The organism is Roseovarius sp. MBR-79, from assembly GCF_053628555.1.
In genome coordinates this window covers 116721-142288 of record NZ_JBRJGP010000004.1, presented here as the reverse complement: position 1 = coordinate 142288, position 25568 = coordinate 116721, and the positions used below count along the sequence as shown (strand labels likewise).

The following is a 25568-nucleotide window of genomic DNA, read 5'->3' as shown; positions in this document are numbered from 1 at the left end:
CCGCCGCGCATGGCACGGCGGGGCCGCTGCCTCAATTCGGGATCTGCCCGGTGATCCCCTCGACATAGAAATCCATGCCCAGGAGCGTGCCGTCATCGGCCACTTCGCCCTCGGCGAGCCACACGCTGCCGTCCTGTTTGTTGAGCGGGCCGGTGAAGGGGTGATACGCGCCGCTTGCCATGGCGTCTTTCAGCGCCAGCGCCTCGGCCTTCACATCCGCGGGCACGGCGTCGGTGATCTCGCCGATGCCGACCATGCCGGGGCCGATGCCGTCCCAGGTCTCGGTCGTCTCCCACGTCCCGTCGATCACCGCCTGGGTGCGGGCGATATAGTAGGGGGCCCAGTTGTCGATGATCGAGGAGACGCGCGGGAAGGGCGCGTATTCGGCCATGTCCGAGGCCTGCCCGAAGGTCACGACATTGCCGGCCTTCTCGGCGGCGGCCTGCGGGGCGGTCGAATCGGTATGTTGCAGGATCACGTCTGCACCCTGCTCGATGAGTGCCTGCGCGGCGTCGGCCTCTTTTGCCGGATCAAACCACGTATAGGCCCAGATGATCTTGAACTCGACATCGGGGTTGACCTTCTTCGCGTGGATATAGGCCGCGTTGATGCCGCGGATCACCTCCGGGATGGGATAGGAGGCGATATAGCCGATGATGTTGGATTTGGTCATCTTGCCCGCGATATGGCCCTGCACCGCGCGCCCCTCGTAGAACCGCGCCGAATAGGTGCTGACATTGGGCGCGGTCTTGTAGCCGGTGGCGTGCTCGAATTTCACATTGGGGAATTTCGCGGCGGTGGCCAGCGTCGGCTCCATGAAACCGAACGAGGTGGTGAAAATCAGGTCCGCGCCCTGAAGCGCCATCTGCGTGATCGCGCGCTCGGCATCGGCACCCTCGGGCACGCTTTCCTGATAGACGGTCTCGACGGCATCGCCGAAATGCGCCTCGACGGCGAGGCGGCCCTTGTCATGCTCATAGGTCCAGCCGCCATCGCCGATGGGGCCGACATAGATAAAGCCGACGCGGGTCTTGTCTTGCGCGACCGCCCCGGTCGCTAGGCCAAGCGCAAGCGCGGCGGTGGTGAACAGGCGGGTGATGGTCATGTGGGGTCTCCTTGTTGTGGTCATTGCGAGGCGTGAAAGCTGCGGCCCAAGGATGCGGGCGCGCGGGATTTGTCGCGGGCCATGATGACCAGCACGAGGATGGTGATCAAGTAGGGCGACATCGAAAGATATTCGACCGGGATGGCAAGCCCCGCCGCCTGAAGGTTGAGCTGCAACACCGTGACCCCGCCGAAGAGCCACGCCCCGAGCAGCACGCGGCCCGCCTTCCACGACGCGAACACCACCAGCGCCAGCGCGATCCAGCCCGCGCCCGAGGTCATGCCCTCCGTCCATTGGGGCACGCGGATGAGGCTGATATAGGCCCCGCCCAGCCCCGCGCAGGCCCCGCCGAAGAGGATCGCCAGCACCCGCACCCGCACCACCTTGTAGCCGAGCGCATGGGCGGCGTCGTGGTTCTCGCCCACCGCGCGCAGGATCAGCCCGGCGCGGGTATATTTCAGCACCGCCCAGACCACCGCGACCAGCGCCAGCGCCAGATAGACCATCAGATCGTGGGAAAAGAGCACCCGCCCCAGAAAGGGCAGGTCGCTGAGCGGCCCGAAATCGAGCCGGGGCACTGGCGGCGGCTTGATGCCCTGATAGCCCTGCCCCAGAAGCGACGACAGCCCCAACCCGAAGAGCGTCAGCGCCAGACCGCTCGCCACCTGGTTGGCCAGCGCCAGTTGCGTGAGCGCCGTGAACAGCAGCGCCAACACCGCGCCGCCCGCCGCCGCCGCCACGAAGCCCATCAGCGGCGAGCCGGAATTGACCGCCACGGCAAAGCCGCAGATCGCGCCGGTGATCATCATCCCCTCGACGCCGAGATTGAGCACGCCCGCGCGCTCCACCACCAACTCGCCAAGCGCGGCGAGCAGAATGGGCGTCGCCGCGACGATGATCGCTGCAAGCAAAAGGGCCGGGTCGATCGCGCCCATCACGCCGCCTCCCTCTTGTGCATACGGATGCGGTAATTCGTCAGCAGGTCCACCGCCAGCAGGAAAAACAAGAGCATCCCCTGGAAAAGCTGGATCGCGGCGGCGGGCAGGCCCAGCGTCGATTGCGCCATCTCGCCGCCGATATAGGTGAGCGCCATCAACAGCCCCGCCAGCGCGATCCCCACCGGGTGCAAGCGGCCCAGAAAGGCCACGATGATCGCGGTAAAGCCATAGCCCACGTTGAAATCAATGCTGATCTGGCCTGCGGGGCCTGCCACTTCGAACATGCCCGCCAGCCCCGCGAGCGCCCCCGCCGTGCCAAGGCAGAACACCACCAGCCGACCGGGGCGCACACCTGCAAAGCGCGCCGCGCGCGGGGCCTGCCCGGCCAGGCGGATGTGAAAGCCAAGGCTGTGACGCGAGAGCAGGATATAGGCCGCGATCACCGCGATAAGCGCCGCGGCCACCCCCCAATGCATCCCCGTTCCGGCGATCAACTCGGCATTATGGGCGCTATCGTATTGGCGCAGGTTGCGCGAACCGGGAAAGCCGCGCCCCTCGGGGTTTTTCATCAGCCCGAGCGCCATGGCGGCCAGCAATTGTTCGGCCACGTAGACGAGCATCAACGACACGAGGATTTCGTTGGTGCCAAAGCGCAGCTTGAGCAGGGCCGGGATCATCGCCCAGGCCCAGCCGCCGAGCGCGCCCGCCAGCACCATCAGGGGAAAAATCAGCGCGCTTTCATACGGATAAAAAGCCAGCGCCACGCCCGCGCCCGCCAGCGCGCCGACGATGTATTGCCCTTCAGCGCCGATATTCCAGATGCCCGCCCGAAACCCGAGGCTGAGACCGATGGCGATGAGGATGAGGGGGGCGGCCTTGATCAGGAGTTGCGGGCGGTAATAGAACGAGAACTCGCCGAAGAGCGGCTGCCAGAAGATCGTGGCGATGGCCTCGACCGGGTCCTTGCCCAGCGCGGCAAAAAGTGCGCCGCCCGCGATCATGGTGATCAGCACCGCCAGCGGCGGGGTGGCGAAGGTCCAGAGCCGCGAGGGCTGCGGGCGTTTCTCCAGCCTCAGCATGGCGCGGGCCTCGTCGTCGCAGGGGGGCGCTGCCCCCGTCGCCCTGCGGGCGCCTCCCCCGGGATATTTCGGGCCAGAAGAATCCGGGCGCGGGCATGGCGTTTCTTCTGGCGGCAAATATCCCCGCCGGAGGCCCCGGTCTCTTTGTGCAAGAGCTCAGACACGCGCCACCTCCATGCCATGCGCGCCGCCCATCATCAGGCCGATCTCGTCGAGGCTCAGGCTGGCGGTGGGCCGCGCCTCCGACAGGCGCCCCTCGTTGAGCGCGGCAAAGCGGTCGGTGATTTCCAGAAGTTCGTCGAGATCCTGGCTGATGCACAGGATCGCAGCCCCTTGCGCCGCGAGGTCGATCAATGCCTGACGGATGGCGGCGGCGGCGGCGGCATCGACGCCCCAGGTGGGCTGATTGACCACCAGCACGCGAGGGCGTTGCAACACCTCGCGTCCGATCACGAATTTCTGGAGGTTGCCCCCCGACAGCGCCCGCGCCGCCGTCTCCGGCCCCGGCGTGCGCACGTCGAATTCCGCGATCACGCGGGCGGCAAAGACGCGCGCCGCCCCCCAGCGGATAAAGCCGTGGCGCGTGAGCTCCTCGCGCGTGGCGGCGCTGAGCAAGGCGTTTTCCGTCAGGCTCATGTCCGGGGCGGCGGCGTGGCCGAGGCGTTCCTCGGGTGCCGCAAGAAGGCCCCGTGCCCGGCGCGCGTTGGGACCAAGCCGACCGATGGGCGCGCCGTCAAGCCGGATCGTGTCCGCTTCGGTCAGCCGTTCGCCCGAGAGCGCGGCCAGAACCTCGTCCTGGCCGTTGCCCGCCACCCCGCCGATGCCGAGGATCTCGCCCTGCCGCAGGGTGAAGGACACATCGCGCAGCGCGGTGCCGAAGGCCGAAGGGGCGGGCAGCGAGAGCGCGCTGACCTCCAGCGCGATCTCGCCCGTGCTCTGCCCCGCGCGGCGCGGCGCGGCGAAACTTGCGCCCACCATCGCCTCGGCCATGTCGCGCGCCGAGGTCTCCTGCGGCACGCAGGTGCCGACATTGCGACCATGGCGCAGGATGGTGGCGGCGTCGCAGAGCGTGCGGATTTCCTCGAGCTTGTGCGAGATGTAGAGGATCGCGACCCCCTCGGCTGTCAGTTTGCGCAGGGTGGCAAAGAGGATCTCCACCTCCTGTGGGGTCAGGACCGAGGTGGGCTCGTCCATGATCAGAAGACGCGGGTCTTGCAGCAGGCAGCGGATGATTTCGACCCGCTGCCGTTCGCCCGCCGACAGATCGCCCGTGAGGCGCGCGGGATCGAGCGGCAAGCCGTAGGTCTGCGATACCTCGCGGATTCGCGCGGCGAGGGTGCGCATGGGCGGCGGGCGCTCCATCCCCAGCGCCACGTTCTCGGCCACGCTGAGCGCGTCGAAGAGCGAGAAATGCTGAAACACCATCGCGACCCCCGCCGCCCGCGCCGCCGAAGGATTGGCGGGCGCATAGGGCGCGCCGCGCAGGGTCATCGTGCCGCTGTCGGGTTTGACGAGGCCGTAGATCATCTTGACCAGCGTGGATTTGCCTGCGCCATTCTCGCCCAGAAGCGCGTGCACCTCGCCTGCGCGGATATCGAAGGACACCGCGTCATTGGCGATGACACCCGGATAGGCCTTGGTGAGGCCATTGATGCTGAGCAAAGGCGTGGTCACGCGCGTCTGTCCCCGCCCCTTGGCGGGGCCGCTCCCTGTGTTTGGCAGACCCTAGACCAGCCTTTGGGGGTTCGGCAATGGATTGTGGTGCAGGCAGGCTTTCGTTCCCGCAAGGCTGCGGCTAGTCTGCCCATATGTCCGGCAACCCCCGATTCATTCACCTCCGGGTGCATACCGAATATTCGCTCCTCGAAGGGGCGGTGCGGCTCAAGAAACTGCCGGGTCTTTGCGAAAAGGCGGGGATGCCCGCCGTCGCCGTCACCGACACCAACAACATGTTCGCCGCATTGGAATTTTCCGTCGCGGCGCAGGGTGCGGGCGTGCAGCCGATCATGGGCTGTCAGGTCGATCTGGCCTATCAGGAGGCGGCACCGGGCGAGCGCGCCAAGCCGCCTGCGCCGGTGGTCCTGCTGGCGCAGAACGAGGCGGGTTACGGCAACCTGATGAAGCTCAATTCCCGCCTCTACCTGCGCGGCGATGGCAGCCTGCCGCATGTGACGGCGGAAGAGCTTGCCACCCATGCCGAGGGGGTGATCTGCCTGACGGGCGGCCCCGATGGCCCGGTGGGGCGGCTCTTGCAGGGCGGGCAGCGTCCGGCGGCGGAAGCGCTCATGGCGCGGCTCAAGGCGGCGTTCGGCGACCGTCTTTACGTGGAGGTGCAGCGCCATCCCGGCGAGGGCGGCGCGCCGGAGGCGGAGCGGCTGAGCGAGCGGGGCCTGATCGAGATGGCCTATGCCATGGACCTGCCGCTTGTCGCCACCAACGATGTCCATTTCCCCGAGGCGCGCATGTATGAGGCGCATGATGCGCTCTTGTGCGTGGCCGAGGGGGCCTATGTCGACCAGAGCGCGCCGCGCCGCCGCCTCACGCCGCAGCATTATTTCAAAAGCCAGGAGGAGATGGCCGCGCTTTTCGCCGACCTGCCCGAGGCGCTGGAAAACACGGTCGAGATAGCGCGGCGCTGTGCCTTCGGTGCGTATAAGCGCGATCCGATCCTGCCGCGCTTCGCCGATGACGAGGTTGACGAATTGCGCCGTCAGGCGCGCGAGGGGCTGGCGGCGCGGCTCTCTGTCATCCCCCATGCCGCGCCGGTGGAAGACTATGAAAAACGGCTCGAATTCGAGCTGGGGGTCATCGAGGGGATGGGCTTTCCGGGCTATTTCCTGATCGTCGCCGATTTCATCAAATGGGCCAAGGAGCAGGATATTCCCGTGGGTCCCGGGCGCGGCTCGGGCGCGGGCAGCCTCGTGGCCTATGCGCTGACCATCACGGACCTTGACCCGCTGCGCTACAGCCTGCTCTTCGAGCGGTTCCTGAACCCCGAGCGCGTGTCGATGCCCGATTTCGACATCGATTTCTGCATGGACCGCCGCGAGGAAGTGATCCGCTATGTGCAGGAGAAATACGGCCAGGACCGGGTGGGGCAGATCATCACCTTCGGCGCGCTTTTGTCCAAGGCGGCGGTGCGCGATCTGGGGCGGGTCTTGCAGATGCCTTACGGCCAGGTGGACCGGCTCTCGAAGATGATCCCCGTCGAAGGGGTCAAGCCCGTTTCCATCGAGAAGGCCTTGGCCGACGAGCCGCGCCTGCGCGACGCGGCGCAGGCCGAGGAGGTGGTCAAGCGGCTTCTGGACTATGGCCAGCAGGTCGAGGGGCTGCTCAGGAACGCCTCGACCCATGCCGCGGGCGTGGTGATCGGGGATCGCCCGCTCGATGATCTGGTGCCGCTCTACCGCGATCCGCGCTCGGACATGCCCGCGACGCAATTCAACATGAAATGGGTGGAGCAGGCGGGGCTGGTGAAGTTCGACTTTCTCGGCCTCAAGACGCTGACCGTCATTCAGAACGCCATTGCGCAGATCCGCGCCGGGGGGCGCGATCTGCATATGGCCGCCGATGGCAGCACGATCTATCAGCCCGCGCCGGGGGCCGAGAACGATATCGGGCAGATCCCGCTCGATGATGCAAAGACCTACGAGATGTATGCCCGCGCGCGCACCGTGGCGGTGTTCCAGGTGGAAAGCTCGGGCATGATGGACGCGCTCAAGCGGATGCGCCCGACCTGCATCGAGGATATCGTGGCGCTTGTCGCGCTCTACCGGCCCGGACCGATGGAGAACATCCCGACCTATTGCGAGGTCAAGAACGGGCTGCGCGAGATCGAAAGCATCCATCCGCTGATCGACGATATCCTCGAAGAGACCCAGGGCATCATCGTCTATCAGGAACAGGTGATGCAGATCGCGCAGGTCATGGCGGGCTACAGCCTTGGCGGCGCGGACCTGTTGCGCCGCGCCATGGGCAAGAAGATCAAGGAGGCGATGGACGCCGAGCGGCCCAAGTTCGAGGCCGGTGCCATGGCCAATGGCGTGGACAAGCGCAAGGCGCGCGAGGTCTTTGACCTGCTGGAGAAATTCGCCAATTACGGCTTCAACAAGTCGCACGCCGCGGCCTATGCGGTGGTGAGCTATCAGACCGCGTGGCTCAAGGCCAATCACCCGGTCGAGTTCATGGCCGGCGTGATGAATTGCGACATTCACCTCACCGACAAGCTGGCGGTCTATTTCGAGGAGGTGAAGAAGGGGCTGGGCCTGCCCTGGGCGCCGCCTTGCGTGAACCGCTCCGAGGCCGTTTTCGTGGTGCGCGCGGGTGTGCTGCACTATGCGCTCGGCGCGCTCAAGAATGTCGGTGTCGAGACGATGCGCCTCATTGTCGAGGGGCGGGGCGAGAGCGCCTTTGCCACGCTGTACGATGTCGCGCGGCGCGTCGATCTCAAGCGGGTGGGCAAGCGCCCGCTGGAAATGCTGGCGCGGGCAGGGGCGTTCGATGTGCTCGACCGCAATCGCCGCCGCGTGTTCGAGAGCATCGAGGCGCTGATGAGCTATTCGGCGGCGATCCATGAGCAGAAGGCATCCGATCAGGTCTCGCTCTTCGGCGAGGCGGGGGACGATCTGCCCGAGCCGCGTCTGGCCCCCGTCGAGGACTGGCTGCCCGCCGAGCGTCTGACCGAGGAGTTCAAGGCGGTGGGCTTTTACCTCTCGGGTCATCCGCTCGACGATTACATGACCGTGCTCAGGCGGCAGGACGTGCGCGCGCTCGACGAGGTTCTGGCGCGGGCGGCGCAGGGGCCGTGCATCGTCAAGATGGCCGGTGTCGTGGCCGGTCGGCAGGAGCGCAAATCGGCGCGCGGCAACCGCTTTGCCTTTGCGCAACTGAGCGACCCGACCGGCGGCTACGAGATCACGCTCTTCTCCGAAGTGCTGGAGAAGTCGCGCGACTATCTGGAAGCCGGCGCGCAGGTGGTGATTCAGGCCGAGGCGACGATGGAGGCGGAACAGCTCAAACTGCTCTGTCGCTCGGTGATGCCGGTGGACGGGATGGTGCAGGATGCGGGCGCCGTGGGCCTGCGCATCTTTGTCGATCAGGCCGAGGCGATTGCCTCGGTCGCGGCGGTGCTGAACGGCGCGGTGCGGGCCGTGCGCGGCACGCGCCCCGGCCCGATCCATTTCCGCCTTCTGGGCGCGGGCCTGCCCGGCGAGGTGGAGATCGACAGCGGCACCGAGTTTCCCGTCACCCCGCAGGTCAAGGGCGCGATCCGAAGCCTCTCCGGCGTGGTCATGGTCGAGGAAATCTGAACGCGGTTAAGCCGGTGTTAACCGGGTTTGTGCCTCAGTCGGGCGATGCGCTGGATTGTCGTTTTCCTTCTCGTGGCTGCCTGCAACGTGCCAAGCCCCGCCTTTCGCGGGTTGGCCCCCGAGCGGGTGAGCGTGGGCGGCAGCGTGTTCGATATCCGCATCAAGGGACGGCACGCGCAGGCGATCCGGATCAACCGGGAATGGGCACCGCGCACGGGTTCGGTGGCCCCTCGCGCGGCGGCGGCCATCGCGGCGCTGAGCGGCTGTGACGCACCCCGCCTCTGGGGCGATCAGGCGATGATCGAGGCGGTGCTCATCTGCACGGCAGAGGCGCGCGCCCATCGTGGCGTCGCGCGGCCCCATGTCTGCCGCGCGGTGCCCACGCAGCGGCGGCTGACCGAAATGGCCTGTCAGCCGGTGGCGAGCGGCTTTTCCATGAAAAGCGAACTTGGCGCGTCCGGGTAATTACCGAACGGCCCGCGCAGGGCAAAGCCGTGGCGGGCATAGAGCCGCTGCGCGTCGAGGAGCAGATTGCCCGTCTCGAGCCGCAGGCAGGGCAGGCCGTGTGCGCGCGCCTCGGCCTCGATCCGGGTCAGCAGCGCGCCCGCGACGCCCTGCCCGCGCGCCTCCTCGGCCACGAACATGGATTTCACCTCGCCATAGCCCTCGCGCAGCGCAAGTGCGCCGGTGCCGAGCGTCTCCGCGCCCCGCCTTGCCACGAAAAAGCGGATGTCGGGGGCGGCGAGCGCGTTGACATCGAGAAAGAAATTGTCCTCGGGCGGGAAGAGCGCCCGCATCAGGGCATGGGACCGGTGCAAAAGCGCGGTGGCCCCCGCGTCGTGCGGGTCGGCTGGAGACACGGTCAGGGCGGGCTGGGTCATGGCGGCTTTCCGACGGGGTGGCGGCAGGCTAGGGCCACCCGTGTGCTTGCACAACCCCGCAATATGCTGTGTATAAGGGCGTGATCCCGCCCATATGCTGTGGTTGTGTGTTGACACCCCAGCCCCTCGCCCTGCACTCTGACGAGTCAACGGAATCACCTAACCCGGACCCGCGCGCGTGCAGTTCACCAAGCTCAGACTGACCGGCTTCAAGAGCTTCGTCGATCCCACCGACCTTGTCATCTCGGGCGGGCTGACGGGGGTTGTGGGGCCCAATGGCTGTGGCAAGTCGAACCTTCTGGAGGCGCTGCGCTGGGTCATGGGCGAGAACCGCGCCTCTGCCATGCGCGGCGACGGCATGGAGGACGTGATCTTTGCCGGGGCGGCGACGCGGCCTGCGCGCAATTTCGCCGAAGTGGTCATGCACATCGACAATTCCGAGCGTCTGGCTCCGGCCGGGTTCAACGAGGCCGACCATCTCGAGATCACCCGCCGGATCACCCGCGATGTCGGCAGTGCCTACAAGGTCAACGGCAAGGAGGTGCGCGCGCGCGATGTGCAGATGCTTTTCGCCGATGCGTCCACGGGCGCGCATTCGCCCGCGCTGGTGCGGCAAGGGCAGATATCGGAACTGATCAACGCGCGACCCAAGGCGCGGCGGCGGATTCTGGAAGAGGCGGCGGGCATTTCCGGCCTCTACCAGCGACGGCATGAGGCGGAGCTGAAGCTGCGCGGCGCGGAGACGAACCTGACCCGCGTCGATGATGTGGTCGAGCAGATGGCGGCGCAACTGGCGCAACTGGCGCGACAGGCGAAACAGGCGGCACGCTATCGCCAGATCGGCGAGGAATTGCGGCTGGCCGAGGGCCTCTTGCTCTGGCGGCGCTGGCGCGAGGCGGAAGAGGCGCGCAGTCAGGCCGCCGAGGCGCTGCGTGCCCGCACGGTCGATGCCTCGCGCGCCGAAGGTGCTGCGCGAGAGGCCACGCGCGCCCGTGTCGCCGCCGACGATGCCCTGCCCGCCAAGCGCGAAGAAGAGGCCATCGCGGGTGCGATCCTGCAACGGCTGACGGTGCAGCGTGACACATTGGCCCAGCAGGAGGCGGGCGCGCGCGAGCGCATCGCCACGCTGAGCGCGCGCATCGCGCAGCTTGAGCGCGACATGGAGCGCGAGGCGGGCCTCAACCGCGATGCCCATGACACCATCGCGCGGCTTGACTGGGAGGCGGGCGAGCTTGCCAAGGGGGCCGAAGGGCACGAGGCGCGGCTGGCGGCGGCGCAGGACGAGGCGCGCGATGCGGCGCGCGTGTTGCAAGAGCGCGAGAGCGATCTGGGCCAGGTAACCGAGGACATGGCGCGGCTCTCGGCGCGGCACCAATCGGCGCAGCGCCTGATCGAGGATCACCGCAAGACGCTGGCGCGCAGCGAGGCCGAGGCCGAACGCGCCCGCGCCGCGCGCGCGCAGGCGCAGGAGGCGCTGACGCGCGCCGAGGCGGATCACGCCGGGGCATTGCGGGCCGAGACCGAGGCGCACGAGGCGGCAGAGGCCGCCGAGGCGGCGCTGGCGGCAGCGGACGAGGCGCGCAGCTTGACCGCCGCGCGCGAGGCCGAGGCGCGCGCCGCCCGATCCGAGGCCGACGGCGAACTGGGCGCGCTGCGCGCCGAGGCGAACGCGCTGTTGCGGCTTGTCGAGCGCGACACCGCCGAAGGCGGGCAGATCATGGACCGGCTTCAGGTGCAGCACGGCTTTGAAAAGGCGCTGGGCGCGGCGCTGGCCGACGATCTGCGCGCGCCCGAGGTGGCGGCGGACGGGCCGTCGGGCTGGGCGCTTCTGCCCGGCTATGGTGTGCCGCAGCCGCTGCCCGAGGGGGTTACGGCGCTGAGCAATCATGTCTCGGTGCCCGAGGTGCTGGCGCGGCGCATGGCGCAGATCGGCCTTGTCGAGCCGGAGGATGCCGCGCGGCTGCAACCGCTCCTGAAACCCGGTCAGCGGCTGGTGAGCCGCGCGGGCGACCTGTGGCGCTGGGACGGGTTCCGCGCCTGGGCCGAGGATGCGCCGAGCGCGGCCGCCCTGCGGCTCGAACAGATCAACCGGCTGGAGGCGCTCAAGCAGCAGCTTGAAGACGCGAGCGCACGGGCGGACGGGGCGACGCGCGCGCATGAGGCGTTGCGCGCCGATCTGAGCGCCCGCACCGAGGCCGACCGCGCCGCCCGCGCCGCGCGCCGCGAGGCCGATGCGGCGGTCAATGCCGCGAGCCGTGCGCTGAGCCGGGCCGAGGCCGACCGCAACCTTGCCGCGTCCCGGCTCGACTCCTCTGGCCTTGCCGTCACCCGCCACGAGGATGAGGCGATGGCCGCGCGCACCGCGCTGTCGGAGTCCGAGGCGGTTCTGACGGGTTTGGATGATCTGACGGCGGCGCGGGCTGAGCTCGAAGATATCCGCATCACCGTCGAGGCCGCGCGCATGACGATGATGACGCGGCGCTCGGCGGCGGAGGAATTGCGCCGCGAGGGCGAGCGGCGCACCGCGCGGCGGCAGGAAATCGCCAAGGAGGTCAGCGGCTGGCGGCACCGGCTGGAGACGGCGGAAAAGCGCAGCGCGGAACTGGCCGAACGCAAGGCGGCCTCGGAAGCGGAGTTGAGCGCGGCGCGCGACGCGCCCGACCTGCTCGCGGCCAAGCGTGCGGAGTTGTCCGATGAAATCGCCCGCGCCGAAGCACGGCGCGCGGCGGCCGCCGATGCTCTCTCGACGGCCGAGGGCGTGGCACGGCAGGCGGCGGTAACCGAACGCGAGGCCGAGCGGCTGGCATCAGAAGCGCGCGAGGCGCGGGCGCGCGCCGAGGCGCGGGCAGAGGCCGCCCGCGAGACCCGCGATCTGGCCGCCGAACGCATCTCCGAAGCGGTCGAGATGACACCCGACGCGCTGCTTGAAAGCCTTGGGGCCGATCCCGACACCCTGCCCGCCTCGGAGGCGATCGAGGCCGATGTGGCGCGGCTCCGGCGGCAACGCGAGGCGCTTGGCGCGGTCAACCTGCGCGCCGAGGAGGATGCCCGCGAGGTCGAGGCCGAGCATAGCGCGCTGGTCAAGGAAAAGACCGATCTGGAAGAGGCGATCCGCACGCTGCGCAACGGGATTGCCAGCCTCAACCGCGAGGGGCGCGAGCGGCTCTTGACCGCGTTCGAGCAGGTCAATTCCAATTTCACGCTGCTGTTTCGCCATCTCTTCGGCGGCGGCGAGGCCAATCTGGTGCTGGTCGAGAGCGACGATCCATTGGAGGCGGGGCTGGAGATCCTGTGCCAGCCGCCGGGCAAGAAGCTCTCGACGCTGAGCCTCTTGTCGGGGGGCGAGCAGACGCTGACGGCGCTGGCGCTGATCTTCGCGGTGTTTCTGGCCAATCCCGCGCCGATCTGCGTGCTCGACGAGGTGGACGCGCCGCTTGACGATGCCAACGTGACGCGGTTCTGCGACCTTCTGGACGAGATGTGCCGCCGCACCGCGACGCGGTTCCTCATCATCACCCACCATGCCGTGACGATGAGCCGGATGGACCGGCTTTTCGGTGTGACCATGGCCGAGCAGGGGGTGAGCCAGCTTGTCTCGGTCGATCTGCGCAAGGCCGAACAAATGGTCGCCTGAGGTGGCGGGCGGGCCGGATTTCAGCCACGAGCAGGCCGCGCGCGCGCTTGGTCATCTTCGCATCGCCGGTGTGGACGAGGTCGGGCGCGGGCCGCTGGCGGGGCCGGTGACGGCGGCGGCGGTGATCCTCGATCCTGACAACATTCCCGAGGGGCTGAACGATTCCAAGGCGTTGAGCGCGGCGCGGCGCGCCGTGCTTGCCGCGCGGATCCGCGCCGTGGCGGAGGTATCGGTCGCCCATGCCTCGGTCGAGGAGGTTGACCGCCTCAACATCCTGCGCGCCGCGCATCTGGCGATGGAGCGGGCCATCGCGGGCCTCGATCCGGCGGCGGATTTCGCGCTGATCGACGGCAATCTTGTCCCGCGTAGCCTCATGCTTCCGGCGCGGGCAATCGTGAAGGGCGACGCGCTCTGCCTCTCGATCGCGGCGGCCTCGATCGTGGCCAAGGAGGTGCGCGATGCGCTGATGCGGGATTTGGCGCAACAGTGTCCCGGCTATGGCTGGGAGAAGAACGCCGGTTACCCGTCAAAGGCGCATAAGCAGGCCCTCCTAGATTTGGGGGCGACCCCCCATCATAGGCGTTCGTTCCGGCCCGTCCACAATATCTTGTATCAAGAAAAATAACTAACCATCTGATTCAAAAAAGAAATTGACCGCGAATCAGGTTTGACTCATTCTCTGACCCAACGACCAGAGCGCCAAAGCGCCGGGACAGAGGCAGAGAATGACAATCATGACGAGACCCAAGGGCGCGCCCGCGCTCCCCCTCAACACGATCCTTTCCGGCGATTGCATCGAGGCGATGAACGGCCTTCCCGAGGCCAGCATCGACCTGATCTTTGCCGATCCCCCCTATAATCTTCAGCTCAAGGGCGATCTTCACCGGCCCGACAACAGCGCGGTGGACGCGGTGGATGACGCCTGGGACCGGTTCGACAGTTTCGCCACCTATGACCGGTTCACGCGTGACTGGCTGGCGGCGGCGCGGCGGCTGCTCAAGCCCAATGGCGCGCTCTGGGTGATCGGGTCTTATCACAATATCTACCGCGTGGGGGCCGCATTGCAGGATGCGGGGTTCTGGATCCTCAACGATGTCGTGTGGCGCAAGGCCAACCCGATGCCGAACTTTCGCGGCAAGCGGCTGACCAATGCGCATGAGACGCTGATCTGGGCCAGCCGCGAGGAGGGGGCGAAATACACCTTCAACTACGAGGCACTGAAATCGCTCAACGAGGGGGTGCAGATGCGCAGCGACTGGGTGCTGCCCATTTGCACCGGGCACGAACGGCTGAAGGACGCGCAGGGCGACAAGGCGCATCCGACGCAAAAGCCCGAGAGCCTGTTGCACCGGGTGATCGTGGGCACGACCAATCCGGGCGATGTGGTGCTCGATCCGTTCTTCGGAACCGGCACCACCGGCGCGGTCGCCAAGATGCTGGGGCGCGATTATATCGGGATCGAGCGCGAGGCGTCCTATCGCGCCGTGGCCGAGAAGCGGCTGGCGGCTGTGCGCCGCTATGACCGCGAGGCGCTTTTGGTGTCCGCCTCGAAGCGGTCGGAACCGCGCGTGCCCTTCGGCACGCTGGTCGAGCGCGGGATGCTGCGCCCCGGCGAGGTGCTGACCTCGGTCAATGGCAAGGCGGCGGCCAAGGTCCGCGCCGATGGCACGCTCGTGGCCGATGGCGTCAACGGCTCGATCCATCAGGTCGGCGCGCATCTCGAGGGTGCGCCCTCGTGCAACGGCTGGACCTATTGGTGTTTTCGCCGCGACGGCAAGAGCGTGCCCATCGACGTGCTGCGCCAGCAGATCCGCTCGGAGATGGGCGAGCGGCCCAACTGATCCGGAAACACCGCCGATGTCCGGGGCCTGACTTTCCCGGACATCCTTACCTCACCCCGTCGCGCCGGTCGTGACGGGGCTTTTTCGTGGCCTCAGACCGCCGCCAGCCGTCGCGCGGCCAGCCAGCTTGCCAGCGCCATGACCCCGGCCGTGGCAAGGCAGAGCGGCAGGCCGCCCGCCTGATAGCTCAGGCCCGACAGGAGCGTGCCGATGAGCCGACCGGCGGCGTTGGCCATGTAGTAGAAGCCCACATCGCGGGTGATCCGGTCCGCCGCGCCGAAGGCGAGGATCAGATAGGAATGGACCGAGGAATTGATGGCAAAGACAAAGCCGAAAAGGAGAAGCCCGGCCACCAACGTGCCCGTGAGCCACGGTGCCGGACCACCCGCGAAGAGCGCGCCAAGCGCCAACGCAAAGGGGATCGGCACCAGCCACCCCGCCCAGCGGATCGCGCGCGCGGTGATCGCGCTCTCGGGTTGTGATCTCGCCCCCAGAAGGCGGGGGGCAAGCGCCTGCACCCCGCCATAGGCGATGATCCAGAGCGCCATGAAGCCGCCCACCAGAAAGAACGCCTCGCGCCGCCCCGCGTCGGTGCCGTCCGACAGCACCATCTGGAAATAGACCGGCACGCCCACCACGAACCACACGTCGCGCGCGCCGAAAAGGAACATCCGCGCAAGGCTGAGCCGGTTGACGCGCGGATCGGCAGAGCGCCAGCCGCCCCAGGCCTCGGCGGATTTCATGCGTCCCGGCAGACCGGCGGGCAGGAAGAGCACCACCGCCGCAAGGATGACCGCGAGAAGAGCGGCCATGCCCCAGACGGCCGCGTTGAACCCCGCAAGGCCGAGGAGCGCCGCGCCAAGGAAAAAGCCCGCGCCCTTGACCGCGTTCTTGGAGCCGGTGAGCCAGGCCACCCAACGGAACAGCCCGCCGTCGCCCGAAGGTGCCAGCAGCTTGACGGCGGATTTCGAGGACATCTTGGCCAGATCCTTGGCCACGCCCGAGATGCCCTGCACCGCCATGACGAAGGCGACCGAGGCAGCGATGCTCCATGCCGGGTCAAGCTGTGCAAGGGCCACAAGCGCGCCGATCTGAAGCGCAAGCCCGCCATAGAGCGTCGCCGCCAGCCCGAAGCGCGCGGCAAGCCACCCCGCCGCAAGGTTGGTCACGATCCCCGCCACCTCGTAGAGCAGGAAGAGCCAGGCCAGTTGCACAGGCGTGAAGCCGAGCGTGTTGAAATGCAAGAGAACGAGCATCCGCAGCGCGCCATCCGACAGCATGAAGGCCCAATAGGCCGCCGTGACGGCCGCATAGGCGCGCAGCGGATTGGCGGTCTGCGTCACAGCGTGGCCGCGACCATGCGGGCGATGTCGCCCAGACGGCAGGCATAGCCCCATTCGTTGTCATACCACGCATAGACCTTCACCTGCGTGCCGTTCACGACCATGGTCGAGGGCCCGTCTATGACCGAGGAGCGCGGATCGTCGGTATAGTCGGACGACACGAGCGGGCGCGTCTCGAATCCGAGGATACCGGCAAGCGGCCCGTCGGCTGCGGCCCGGAAGAGCGCGTTGACCTCTTCCACGGTGGTTTCGCGGGCCATCTCGAACACGCAATCGGTCAGCGAGGCATTGAGCAGCGGCACGCGCACGGCATGGCCGTTCAGGCGCCCCTTGAGGTCGGGATAGATGAGCGTGATCGCCGTGGCGCTGCCGGTGGTGGTGGGAATGAGGTTGGTGAGCGCCGAGCGCGCGCGGCGCATGTCCTTCGCCGGGCGGTCGACGATGGTCTGGGTATTGGTCACGTCATGTATCGTGGTGATCGCGCCGTGACGGATGCCGATGGCCTCGTGCAGGACCTTGACCACCGGTGCCAGGCAATTGGTGGTGCAGGAGGCGGCGGTGATGACGCGCTGCGTGCCGTCGTAAAGGTGATGATTGACGCCATAGACAAGGTTGAGCGCGCCGCCGTCCTTGACCGGGGCGCTGACCACAACCTTCTTGACCCCGGCGTCGAAATAGGGGGCGAGTTTCGCCCCGGCCTTGAACACGCCGGTGCAGTCGATCACCAGATCGACGCCCATCTCGGCGAGCGGCAGGGCCGCGATGGCCCGCTCATGGGTGAGGCGGACGGTCCGGCCATCCAGCACCAGGGCACCGGGAGCATGGCCCACCGGGGTGCGCCAGCGGCCATGGACCGAGTCGAACTCCATCAGGAGGGCGTGCTGTTCGGCATCGCCCACGGGATCGTTCAACAGCACGATCTCGCCACCGCTGCCGCTGTCGATCAGGTCGCGCAGAACAAGCTTTCCGATGCGGCCAAGGCCGTTGAGGGCAATCCGGGGCATGGGATGTCAGGCTTTCTCTTGGGTTGCGGCGTCGGTGCCGATCTCGTCCACGCGGGCCTGAAGCGCCAGGCGGCTCAGGCTCTCGAAGGGCAGTTCGACAAAGGCGGTGATCCGGCGGCGCAGCGCGGCATAGGTCTGGGCAAAGACCAGCGCCTTTTCCGCCTCGGTGCCGGTGGCCTTGACCGGGTCGGGCAGGCCCCAATGGCCGGTGATGGGCTGGCCGGGCCAGGGCGGGCATTCCTCGCCCGCTGCCGTGTCGCAGACGGTAAAGACGAAATCCATCACCGGCGCGCCTTCGGCCTGAAACTCGGAGACATGCTTGGAGCGCATGTCCTCCACGCGGTGCCCGTTGCGCCGCAGGATGTCGAGCGCCAAGGGGTTGAGCGTGGAGTTGGGGTTGTAGCCGGCGGAAAACGCCTGAAACCGACCCTTGCTCAGATCGCGCAGCAGCGCCTCGGCAAAGATCGAGCGGGCCGAATTGCCCGAGCAAATGAAGAGGACGTTGAACCTGTCGGTCATGGGGCTGTCCTTTGTGGCGAGGAGGGGGGCGATGAGATCGGGCCGCGCGCGTCCCACATCGAGCGCGAGATAGCCGATCAGCGCCTCGGTGGCGTCAAGATCGACCGAATAGAGCAGCGTGCGCCCCTGCCGTCTGGAACGGATCAACCCGCAGGCGGCAAGGTCGGAGAGGTGATGCGAGAGGGTGTTCTGTTTCAGGCCAAGCGCCGCGGCGATATCCGTGGGGCGCTGGCCGTGCGGCGCAAAGCGCATGAGTAGCCGGAACACCGCAAGGCGCGCCGGATGGCCAAGCGTGGCGAAGGCGAGAGAAGCATCATTTATTTCCATAATTCCCGATTAATGGAAATCAAACATGTTTCAAGTGAAGGTTTCGTGACATCACGCCCCTGGCGGCGGTCCGAGCGAGGCGCGGCAGGCGATGCTTGTCTCCAGTTTCACGCTCGGCCCCGGATCTTTGCCCGCGCAAAGCGTGATAAGCATCTGTGCCGCGCGGCGGCCCATCTGGCGGTGGGGCACATGCACCGTGGTAAGCGCGGGCGTGACGATCCCCGCCAGTTCGATATCGTCAAAGCCGGTGACCGAGACATCGCCGGGAACCGACAGCCCCATCTCGCGCGCGGCCATCAGCGCGCCCGCGGCAAAGACATCATTGCCGCAGAGCACGGCGGTGGGGCGCGGCCTGCGCGCCATCAGCCGACGAAACGCGGCGGCACCGTTCTCGATGGAATAGGCCATTTCCTCGACTGCGAGCGCGCCGGCATCCTGCCCCCTTGCGCGCATCGCCGCCCCGATCCCATCGAACCGGGCGCGGGCGCGGTCATTTTGCGCACGCGGCGCGGTGATCGCGGCCAGGTGGCGATGCCCCAGCCCCAGCACCTTTCCCGCCAGCGCCTGCATGGCGGCCCGATTGTCGAACCCGATCGACAGGCGCGGCGAGGCCGGGTCATGCACCCAGGCGGCAAGATAGGGAATGCGCCGCCGGTCAAGCAGGTCATAGGCCGCTTCTGTGCGGTCATGGCCGATCAGCAGAAGCGCATCCGCCCCGCGTGCGACGAGGGCGCGGATCTGCTCCTCTTCGAGAGCGGGATCGTAGGAGGAGGACGCCACCAGAAGGGTGATGCCGTTGCGGCCCAACTCCTCCTGAAAGGCCTGAAGCCCGCGCGCGAAGATCGCGTTCTCCATCGTCGGGATGATCGCGCCAAAGGTGTTGGTGCGCCTGGCGGCCATCACGCGGGCGCCGAAATTGGGGGCATACCCAAGCGCCTCGACCGCCGCCATGACGCGCGCGCGCGTGGCGGCGCTGACAAGGGTGGGGGAGTTGAGCGTGCGCGAGACGGTGGCGGTCGAGACGCGCGCGCGTGCGGCCACGTCTTCGAGCGTCGGCGCGGCGGTGGTGGCGTCGTCTCGCTGGCGTGGCACCTCGGGCCTCCATCGTTCAAGTCCTTGGCTGCACGATAATGTAAAGGCTTGCATGGTGCAATGTAAGCTCTTACATTTGACGGGACTCATGTCCGCATCGGGAGGAGACGACATGGTTCTTGCGATTGCCGCGCTGCTCTTTGCCGCGTTCGTGCTCGATGTGGCGCTGGGCGCGCTGGCGGGCGCCGCGCTCCTGAGCGACGTGCAGGCGATGCTGCTTTTGCTGGCCGCTTCGGTGGCCTTTGTGGTGGCGATCCTGCGCCGTGAGGCGGAGGCCAGAAAATAATCAAACGCTTATAATAATGACGCTCAACAGGGAGGAGCATGATGACACCGATTGAAAACGGGCTTGCGTCCGAGGAACGCCGGAATTTTCTCAAACTCGCGGCCAGCGGAGGCTTTACCGCCGCGATGGTGGCGGGTGCGGCGGGGGCGCTGTGGTCATCCGAGGCCGCCGCCCAGACCCAGCAGGAAGAGCGCGCGCGCGAACAGGCGGCCGAGCATGTGATGACGATTGCCACGGCCTATGTGCTGGGCACGTCGCGCAGCTATCCGATGATGCAGCTTGACCTCAAGGAGAACATCCAGAACGCCACGGCAGGCAAGGTCTATGTCAAGCTTGCCCCCGGCGGGCAGCTTGGTGCGGGCGGCGCGCTGGTGCAGGCGGTGCAGGGCGGCACGATTCAGGCGGCGCAGCATTCGCTGTCGAATTTCGCGCCCTTTGCGGCGGCGGTCGATCTCATCAACCTGCCCTATTTCTGCGGCTCCAACCAGCGGTTCACCAATCTGGTGTCATCGGATGTGTGGACATCCGAAGTGCATCCCAAGGTTGAGGCGGCGGGGTTCAAGCCGCTGTTCTACGTGGTGATCGACCCGCGCGTGGTGGCGATGCGCAAGGGCGGGGCCGGGCCGGTGCTGACGCCCGGCGATCTCAAGGGCGTCAAGTTCCGGGTGCCGGGCTCAAAGATGCTCCAGCAATATTACCGGATGGTGGGCGCCAACCCGACGCCCGTGGCCTGGGGCGAGACGCCTTCGGCGATCAAGCAGGGCGTGGCCGATGCGCTCGACCCGTCGGTGGGCGCGCTTTTTGTCTTTGGCTTCAAGGACATCCTGAGCCACATCACCTTTACCCAGGCCGTGCCTGACAGTCAGGTCTATTCGGTCAACCTTGAGTGGTTCAACGGCTTGCCGGGCGATGTGAAAGAGGGGATCGAATGGGCGGGCGAGATGACCGCGCATCAGAACCTTGCCAAGGTGCCCTCGGCGCGTGCCCATGCGATGGCCGAATTGACCGCTGCCGGGGTGCAATTCCACAGCCTCTCCGACGATCAACTGGCCGAATGGCAGGCGACCGGCGGCTATCAGCGCAGCGAATGGGACCCGTTCAAGCTGGAGCTTGCAGGCTCGATGGAGACCTTCGAGAAGCTGGCCGAGGCGGCGGGCACGCAGGGCAAATATTACGTCCACGACGCCTGAGCGATGCGCGGGGCCGGTCGTGAACCGGCCCTGCCTCTCTGAGCGACGGAACGACCGCAGCACGCCGCGCCGCGTCGCGCGGTCCTGAAAGGAGCGTGGCCCATGAAACTGCTCAAGACCCTTGATCGCAATGCCGAACGCTGGGCGCTTCTGGTGTTTTACGTGTTGCTGGTGGCGACCATGTTCATCGAGGTGCTGCGGCGCGAAGTGCTGTCCTATTCCTCGATCTGGGGCGAGGAGATCGTGCGCTATGCGTTCATCTATCTGGCCTGGATCGGGGCCGCGGCGGCGGTGCGCGAGCGCGCCCATATCCGCATCGACGTGATCCTTGAATATGTCGGGCCTCGGGTGAAGGCGGCGTTTTATATTTTCGGCGATCTGGTGATGTTCGCGGTCGCCATCGTGGCCTTTTACTGGTCGCTGGAGACGGTGCTTGTCTCGGCCAAGTTCGGCTCGGTCACCCATGGGCTGCGCATCAGCCAGGTCTGGTTTCTCGCTGCCGTCCCCATCGGGTTCGGCCTCATGATGCTTCGCCTCGTGCAGTCCTTCCTGCGCGACCTGCACGACCTTCGTCACGGGAACCCCGTCTACGAAGGCGGCAAGATGTTCGACTGAGGGGGCGCGTCATGCTTTGGAACCAGATGCAACAGACGGTCGAGCTTGGCTGGGATTTCTACGGTCCGGTTCTCTTGTTCGTGCTGCTGGTGGCGCTTGCCGTGCCGGTCTGGGCGGCGATCGGCGCGTCGGCGATCATCATGCTGATGTGGTCGGGCGCGCTGCCGCTCAGCCTTGTGGGCGAGAGCCTTTTCCACGGCATCGACCATTTCGCGCTCACCGCCGTGCCGCTTTTCATCCTGACGGGGGATGTGCTGGTGCGCACGGGGCTCAGCCGCAAGTTTCTCGACGTGGCCGAGGCGCTGACGCAATTTGCCAAGGGCGGGTTCGGCTCGGCCACGGTGCTCGTGTGCGGGATGTTCGCGGCCATTTCCGGCTCGGATGCGGCGGGGGCGGCGGCGGTGGGGCGGATGACCATCAACCGGCTGGTGGAGTCGGGCTATCCGCGCCCCTATGCCTGCGCGCTGGTGGCGGCGGGGGCCTGCACCGGCATCCTCATCCCGCCCTCCATCGCCTATATCGTCATCGGGCTGGTGCTGGGCATCTCGGCCTCGACGCTTTTTCTGGCGGCGGTCATTCCCGGCATCGCCATCCTGCTGTCGATCCTTGCCACCAATATCATCATGAACCGGCTTTACGGCTGGGAGGGCGGCGGCAACATGTCGTTCTCCGAGTGGGCGAGGCGGCTTGGCGTGGCGCTCAAATCCGGCTGGTATGCGTTCATCGTGCCGGGGATCATCTTCTACGGTATCTTCTCGGGCCAGATGACCCCGACCGAGGCGGGGGCCACGGCGGTGGTGGTGACGATCATCATGGGGTTCATCCTCGGCACGCTGAAGCTCAGCGATTTTCCGTCGATGCTGATCTCTTCGGCCAAGGTCAACGGGGTGATCCTGCCGATCATCGCCTTCTCGCTGCCGCTGGCGCAGGCGCTGGCGATCATGGGCGTGCCGCAGGGCTTTGTCGCGGCGGCCACCTCGGTCAGTGAGGAGCCATGGGTTTTGATCCTGATGATGGTGCTCATCCTGATCGCGGCAGGGCTGGTGATGGAGACGACGCCCAATATCGTCATCCTCGCGCCGATCCTGAAGCCATTGGCCGACAATATCGGCATGAACGAAATCCAGTTCTGCATCATGATGATCACCGCGCTGGGCGTGGGCTTCATCACGCCGCCCCTGGGCCTCAACCTCTTTGTTGTGGCCGGGCTGACGGGCGAATCGATCCTGCGGATCGCGTATCGCGCCATTCCCTTCGTGTTCTTCATGTTCGTGGTGACGCTTTTCATCGCCTATGTTCCGGCGATTTCCACCACGCTGCTTCCCGACATCTACAAATAGGAGTCATTCATGCCCCGCGACTATCTCAAGAAAGCCCCCCGCCATTCGCGCAGCGACGCCTCCGAGACGCGCGACATCGTGCGCGGCATTCTCGATGATATCGAGGCGCGCGGGGATGCCGCCGCGCTGGAATATGCTGCGAAATTCGACAAATACGACGGCGACCTGATCCTGACGCCCGAGGCGATTGCGGCAGCCACCGCGCTTGTGCCCGAAAAGCTGCGCCGCGATATCGACTTTGCCCATGCGAATGTGCGCAAATTCGCCGAGGCGCAGAAAGCCACCGTGGCCGATTTCGAGGTCGAGGTGGTGCCGGGGCTGATTGCCGGGCAAAAGGCGATCCCGGTGCAGGCGGCGGGCTGTTACGTGCCGGGCGGGCGCTATAGCCATATCGCCAGCGCCATCATGACCGTGACCACGGCCAAGGTGGCTGGATGCAGCAATATCGCCGCCTGTTCGCCGCCGCGCCCCGGCGTGGGCATCGCGCCCGCCATCGTCTATGCCGCGCATGTCTGCGGGGCCGATCAGATATTGGCGATGGGCGGCGTGCAGGGGGTGGCGGCGATGACCTTCGGCCTGTTCGGTCTGCCGAAGGCCAATATCCTTGTCGGTCCCGGCAACCAGTTCGTGGCCGAGGCCAAGCGGATGCTCTTTGGCCGCGTCGGAATCGACATGATCGCGGGCCCTACCGACAGCCTGATCCTTGCCGACGGCAGCGCCGATCCGATGATCGTCGCCACCGATCTGGTGGGCCAGGCCGAGCATGGCTACAACTCGCCCGTCTGGCTGGTGACCGATGATCGCGCGCTGGCCGAGGAGGTGATGCGCCTCGTGCCGCTCCTGATCGACGATCTGCCCGAGGTGAACCGCGACAACGCCTTTGCGGCTTGGCGCGATTATGCGGAGGTGATCGTTTGCGCCGACCGTGAGGAGATGGCCGCCACATCGGACGATTACGCGCCCGAACACCTGACGGTGCAGGCCGCTGATCTGGAGTGGTGGCTGGCGCGGCTCACCTGCTATGGCTCGCTCTTTCTGGGCGAGGAGACCACCGTGGCCTTTGGCGACAAGGCGGCGGGCACCAATCACGTTTTGCCCACCTCCGGCGCGGCCAATTATACCGGGGGCCTGTCGGTGCATAAATACATGAAGATCGTGACATGGCAGCGCGCCACCCGCGAGGGCTCGCGCCCCGTGGCAGAGGCCACCGCGCGCATCTCGCGGCTGGAGGGGATGGAGGGGCATGCGCGCACCGCCGATATCCGCCTGCGCAAGTATTTCCCCGGCGAGAATTTCGACCTCTCGGCAGAGGGCTGAGGTGGCGGGCGATCTCTTTTCCGTCGCGGGGCGCGTGGCCTGCGTGACCGGCGCAAGCTCTGGCTTGGGTCGGCGCGCGGCGTTGGTGCTGGCGCGGGCGGGCGCGCGGGTGGTGGGCGTGGCGCGGCGGCGTGCGGCGCTGGATGACTGGTGCCAAGAGGCGGGCGGCGAGGTGGCGGCGGTGGCGGGTGATGTCGCGGTGGGCGACATGGCCGATCTGGCGGCGCGCGTCGCCGCGCCCTTTGGTGCGCCCGATATCGTGGTGAACGCCGCCGGGCTGAACCTGCGCCAACCCGCCGATGATGTCACGCCAGAGGGCTGGGAGGCGACGCTGGCCGTCAACCTCACCGCGCCCTTCTTTCTGTCACAGGCCCTTGTGCCGGGGATGCAGGCCAAGGGCTGGGGCCGCATCGTCAATTTCGCCTCGCTGCAATCCTATCGCGCCTTTCCCGCGGGCATCGCCTATGGCGCGTCCAAAGGCGGCGTGGCGCAGATGACCCGCGCCATGGCCGAGGCCTGGTCGCCCCATGGCATCACCGCCAACGCGCTCGGGCCGGGGTTTTTCCCCACCGAACTCACGGCGGCGGTGTTCGACGATCCCGAACGCGCGGAGCGCAACGCGGCCCAAACCTGCATCGGGCGCAACGGGCGGGCCGAGGACATGGACGGGCCGCTGCTCTTCCTGTGCTCCGACGCGTCACGCTATGTCACGGGGCAGATATTGATGGTCGACGGGGGGTTTACGGCACGATGAAAGCATTGGTCTATACCGGCATCGAGACCCTCGATTTCCGCGATGTGCCCGACCCGGAGCCTGCGCCCGGCGAGGTGCTGATCGCGGTCGAGAGCGTGGGGATCTGCGGCTCGGACATGCACGCCTATGTTGGCCATGATGCGCGGCGGCCCGCGCCGCTGATCCTTGGCCACGAGGCGGCGGGGGTCATCAAGGGCGGGCCACGGCATGGCGAGCGGGTGACGGTCAACCCGCTGGTCACGTGCGGTGCCTGTCCGGCCTGCACCTCGGGGCGCGAGAACCTGTGTCCTGCGCGGCAGATCATCTCCATGCCGCCGCGCGAGGGGGCCTTTGCGCAGGTGCTGGCCATGCCCGAGCGCAACCTTGTGCGCGTGCCCGATCATATCCCTTTTGAGATCGCCGCGCTGGCCGAGCCGCTGGCGGTGAGCTGGCACGCCGCGCGGCTGGCGCTTGGGGCGCTCCATGAGGCCGACGCACGCCGCGCGCTGGTCATCGGTGGCGGGGCGATCGGGCTGGCGGCGGCGCTGGCGCTGCGGGCCATGGGCTGTGCCGAGGTGGTGGTGGCAGAGCCGAACGCCGCGCGGCGCAGCTATCTGGCGCTGCATTGCGATGTAACGGCGGTGGCCGCGCCCGAAGGCGCGTGGCCGCTGGTGATTGACGCCGTGGGGCTTGCCGCGACGCGCGCCACCGCCTCGGCGTTGGCCGCACCCGGTGGTGTGATCGCCCATATCGGGCTGGGCGAGGATGCGGGCGGGCTGGATATCCGCCGCATGACGTTGCAGGAGATCACCTTTATCGGCACCTATACCTATACAGGCCAGGATTTCCGCGACACGGCGGCGGCGATGTTCGAAGGCCGCCTTGGGCCGCTGGATTGGGCCGAGGCGCGGCCCCTGTCGGAGGGCGCACGTGCCTTTGCCGATATCCGCGCGGGCCGCGTTGCCGCGCCCAAGATCGTGCTCAGGCCGTAGGGTTCGGGGCGGCCTTGCGCCTT

At 67.2% G+C, this 25568-nt stretch carries 21 protein-coding genes; 12 read left to right on the top strand and 9 right to left on the bottom strand.

From position 1 onward, the window contains the following. Positions 1-31: 31 nt before the first annotated feature. From ACSSV8_RS05505 to ACSSV8_RS05490, 4 genes are all read right to left on the bottom strand, one after another. The gene (locus tag ACSSV8_RS05505) at positions 32-1105 is read right to left on the bottom strand and encodes a BMP family ABC transporter substrate-binding protein (RefSeq protein WP_454281775.1); all 1074 of its coding nucleotides are present in this window, start codon (positions 1103-1105) and stop codon (positions 32-34) included. A 20-nt stretch (positions 1106-1125) separates the two neighbouring features. Beyond that, positions 1126-2040: an ABC transporter permease gene (locus tag ACSSV8_RS05500; protein ID WP_454281774.1), complete on the bottom strand. Its 915-nt coding sequence runs from the start codon at positions 2038-2040 to the stop codon at positions 1126-1128. Then, positions 2040-3122, bottom strand: a complete 1083-nt coding sequence (locus ACSSV8_RS05495; protein ID WP_454281773.1) for an ABC transporter permease — start codon at positions 3120-3122, stop codon at positions 2040-2042. The genes ACSSV8_RS05500 and ACSSV8_RS05495 overlap by 1 nt, the downstream gene beginning before the upstream one ends. 156 nt (positions 3123-3278) lie before the next feature. Beyond that, positions 3279-4796 carry an ABC transporter ATP-binding protein gene (locus tag ACSSV8_RS05490; protein WP_454281772.1) on the bottom strand — a complete coding sequence of 506 codons (1518 nt, stop codon included), beginning with the start codon at positions 4794-4796 and terminating at the stop codon, positions 3279-3281. A 134-nt stretch (positions 4797-4930) separates the two neighbouring features. On the opposite strand from ACSSV8_RS05490, the gene dnaE reads away from it, so the two are divergent. Then, positions 4931-8431: a DNA polymerase III subunit alpha gene (dnaE, locus tag ACSSV8_RS05485; protein ID WP_454281771.1), complete on the top strand. Its 3501-nt coding sequence runs from the start codon at positions 4931-4933 to the stop codon at positions 8429-8431. Between the two features lie 45 nt (positions 8432-8476). Beyond that, positions 8477-8896, top strand: coding sequence for a hypothetical protein (locus tag ACSSV8_RS05480; RefSeq protein WP_354537418.1), 420 nt, complete (start codon positions 8477-8479; stop codon positions 8894-8896). Here the strand turns inward: ACSSV8_RS05480 and ACSSV8_RS05475 are convergent. Next, positions 8842-9312 carry a GNAT family N-acetyltransferase gene (locus ACSSV8_RS05475; protein WP_354537417.1) on the bottom strand — a complete coding sequence of 157 codons (471 nt, stop codon included), beginning with the start codon at positions 9310-9312 and terminating at the stop codon, positions 8842-8844. The genes ACSSV8_RS05480 and ACSSV8_RS05475 overlap by 55 nt on opposite strands. Before the next feature lie 178 nt (positions 9313-9490). Between ACSSV8_RS05475 and ACSSV8_RS05470 the strand changes: the two genes are divergently transcribed. The 3 genes from ACSSV8_RS05470 (at position 9491) to ACSSV8_RS05460 (ending at position 14787) form a co-directional block, all read left to right on the top strand. Then, a complete protein-coding gene (locus tag ACSSV8_RS05470; RefSeq protein WP_454281770.1) occupies positions 9491-12946 on the top strand; it encodes a chromosome segregation SMC family protein in 3456 nt (1151 codons plus the stop codon). 1 nt (position 12947) lies between these two features. Beyond that, on the top strand, positions 12948-13571 hold the full coding sequence (locus ACSSV8_RS05465; protein WP_354537415.1) for a ribonuclease HII: 624 nt from the start codon (positions 12948-12950) through the stop codon (positions 13569-13571). Positions 13572-13671: 100 nt separating this feature from the next. Then, positions 13672-14787 carry a site-specific DNA-methyltransferase gene (locus ACSSV8_RS05460; protein WP_354537414.1) on the top strand — a complete coding sequence of 372 codons (1116 nt, stop codon included), beginning with the start codon at positions 13672-13674 and terminating at the stop codon, positions 14785-14787. Between the two features lie 92 nt (positions 14788-14879). On the opposite strand, the gene arsJ is transcribed toward ACSSV8_RS05460, so the two are convergent. Genes arsJ through ACSSV8_RS05440 form a run of 4 tightly spaced genes read right to left on the bottom strand, consistent with a single transcriptional unit; the run spans position 14880 to position 19072 of the window. Further along, positions 14880-16130 carry an organoarsenical effux MFS transporter ArsJ gene (gene arsJ, locus ACSSV8_RS05455; RefSeq protein WP_354537413.1) on the bottom strand — a complete coding sequence of 417 codons (1251 nt, stop codon included), beginning with the start codon at positions 16128-16130 and terminating at the stop codon, positions 14880-14882. Further along, on the bottom strand, positions 16127-17134 hold the full coding sequence (locus ACSSV8_RS05450; RefSeq protein ID WP_454281769.1) for an ArsJ-associated glyceraldehyde-3-phosphate dehydrogenase: 1008 nt from the start codon (positions 17132-17134) through the stop codon (positions 16127-16129). Before ACSSV8_RS05450 ends, arsJ begins: the two co-directional genes overlap by 4 nt. A 6-nt stretch (positions 17135-17140) precedes the next feature. Next, entirely contained in the window at positions 17141-17980 is an 840-nt protein-coding gene (locus tag ACSSV8_RS05445; protein WP_354537411.1) for a metalloregulator ArsR/SmtB family transcription factor, read from the bottom strand. A gap of 51 nt (positions 17981-18031) precedes the next feature. Then, positions 18032-19072: a LacI family DNA-binding transcriptional regulator gene (locus tag ACSSV8_RS05440; protein ID WP_454281768.1), complete on the bottom strand. Its 1041-nt coding sequence runs from the start codon at positions 19070-19072 to the stop codon at positions 18032-18034. A gap of 112 nt (positions 19073-19184) precedes the next feature. Here ACSSV8_RS05440 and ACSSV8_RS05435 point away from each other — a divergent pair, with 112 nt between their 5' ends. The 7 genes from ACSSV8_RS05435 to ACSSV8_RS05405 all read left to right on the top strand — a co-directional run bounded on the left by ACSSV8_RS05435 (position 19185) and on the right by ACSSV8_RS05405 (position 25545). Next, positions 19185-19358, top strand: a complete 174-nt coding sequence (locus ACSSV8_RS05435) for a hypothetical protein (RefSeq protein WP_354537409.1) — start codon at positions 19185-19187, stop codon at positions 19356-19358. Positions 19359-19399: 41 nt separating this feature from the next. Next, complete coding sequence (locus tag ACSSV8_RS05430; RefSeq protein ID WP_454281767.1) at positions 19400-20548, top strand: TRAP transporter substrate-binding protein; 1149 nt, start codon at positions 19400-19402, stop codon at positions 20546-20548. A 102-nt stretch (positions 20549-20650) separates the two neighbouring features. Next, positions 20651-21163 carry a TRAP transporter small permease gene (locus ACSSV8_RS05425; RefSeq protein ID WP_454281766.1) on the top strand — a complete coding sequence of 171 codons (513 nt, stop codon included), beginning with the start codon at positions 20651-20653 and terminating at the stop codon, positions 21161-21163. Positions 21164-21174: 11 nt separating this feature from the next. Further along, a complete protein-coding gene (locus ACSSV8_RS05420; RefSeq protein ID WP_354537406.1) occupies positions 21175-22503 on the top strand; it encodes a TRAP transporter large permease in 1329 nt (442 codons plus the stop codon). A 9-nt stretch (positions 22504-22512) separates the two neighbouring features. Beyond that, positions 22513-23820, top strand: a complete 1308-nt coding sequence (gene hisD / locus ACSSV8_RS05415; protein WP_454281765.1) for a histidinol dehydrogenase — start codon at positions 22513-22515, stop codon at positions 23818-23820. 1 nt (position 23821) lies between these two features. After that, positions 23822-24574: an SDR family NAD(P)-dependent oxidoreductase gene (locus ACSSV8_RS05410; protein ID WP_454281764.1), complete on the top strand. Its 753-nt coding sequence runs from the start codon at positions 23822-23824 to the stop codon at positions 24572-24574. Continuing rightward, positions 24571-25545, top strand: coding sequence for an alcohol dehydrogenase catalytic domain-containing protein (locus ACSSV8_RS05405; RefSeq protein WP_454281763.1), 975 nt, complete (start codon positions 24571-24573; stop codon positions 25543-25545). The genes ACSSV8_RS05410 and ACSSV8_RS05405 overlap by 4 nt, the downstream gene beginning before the upstream one ends. Positions 25546-25568 lie beyond the last annotated feature (23 nt).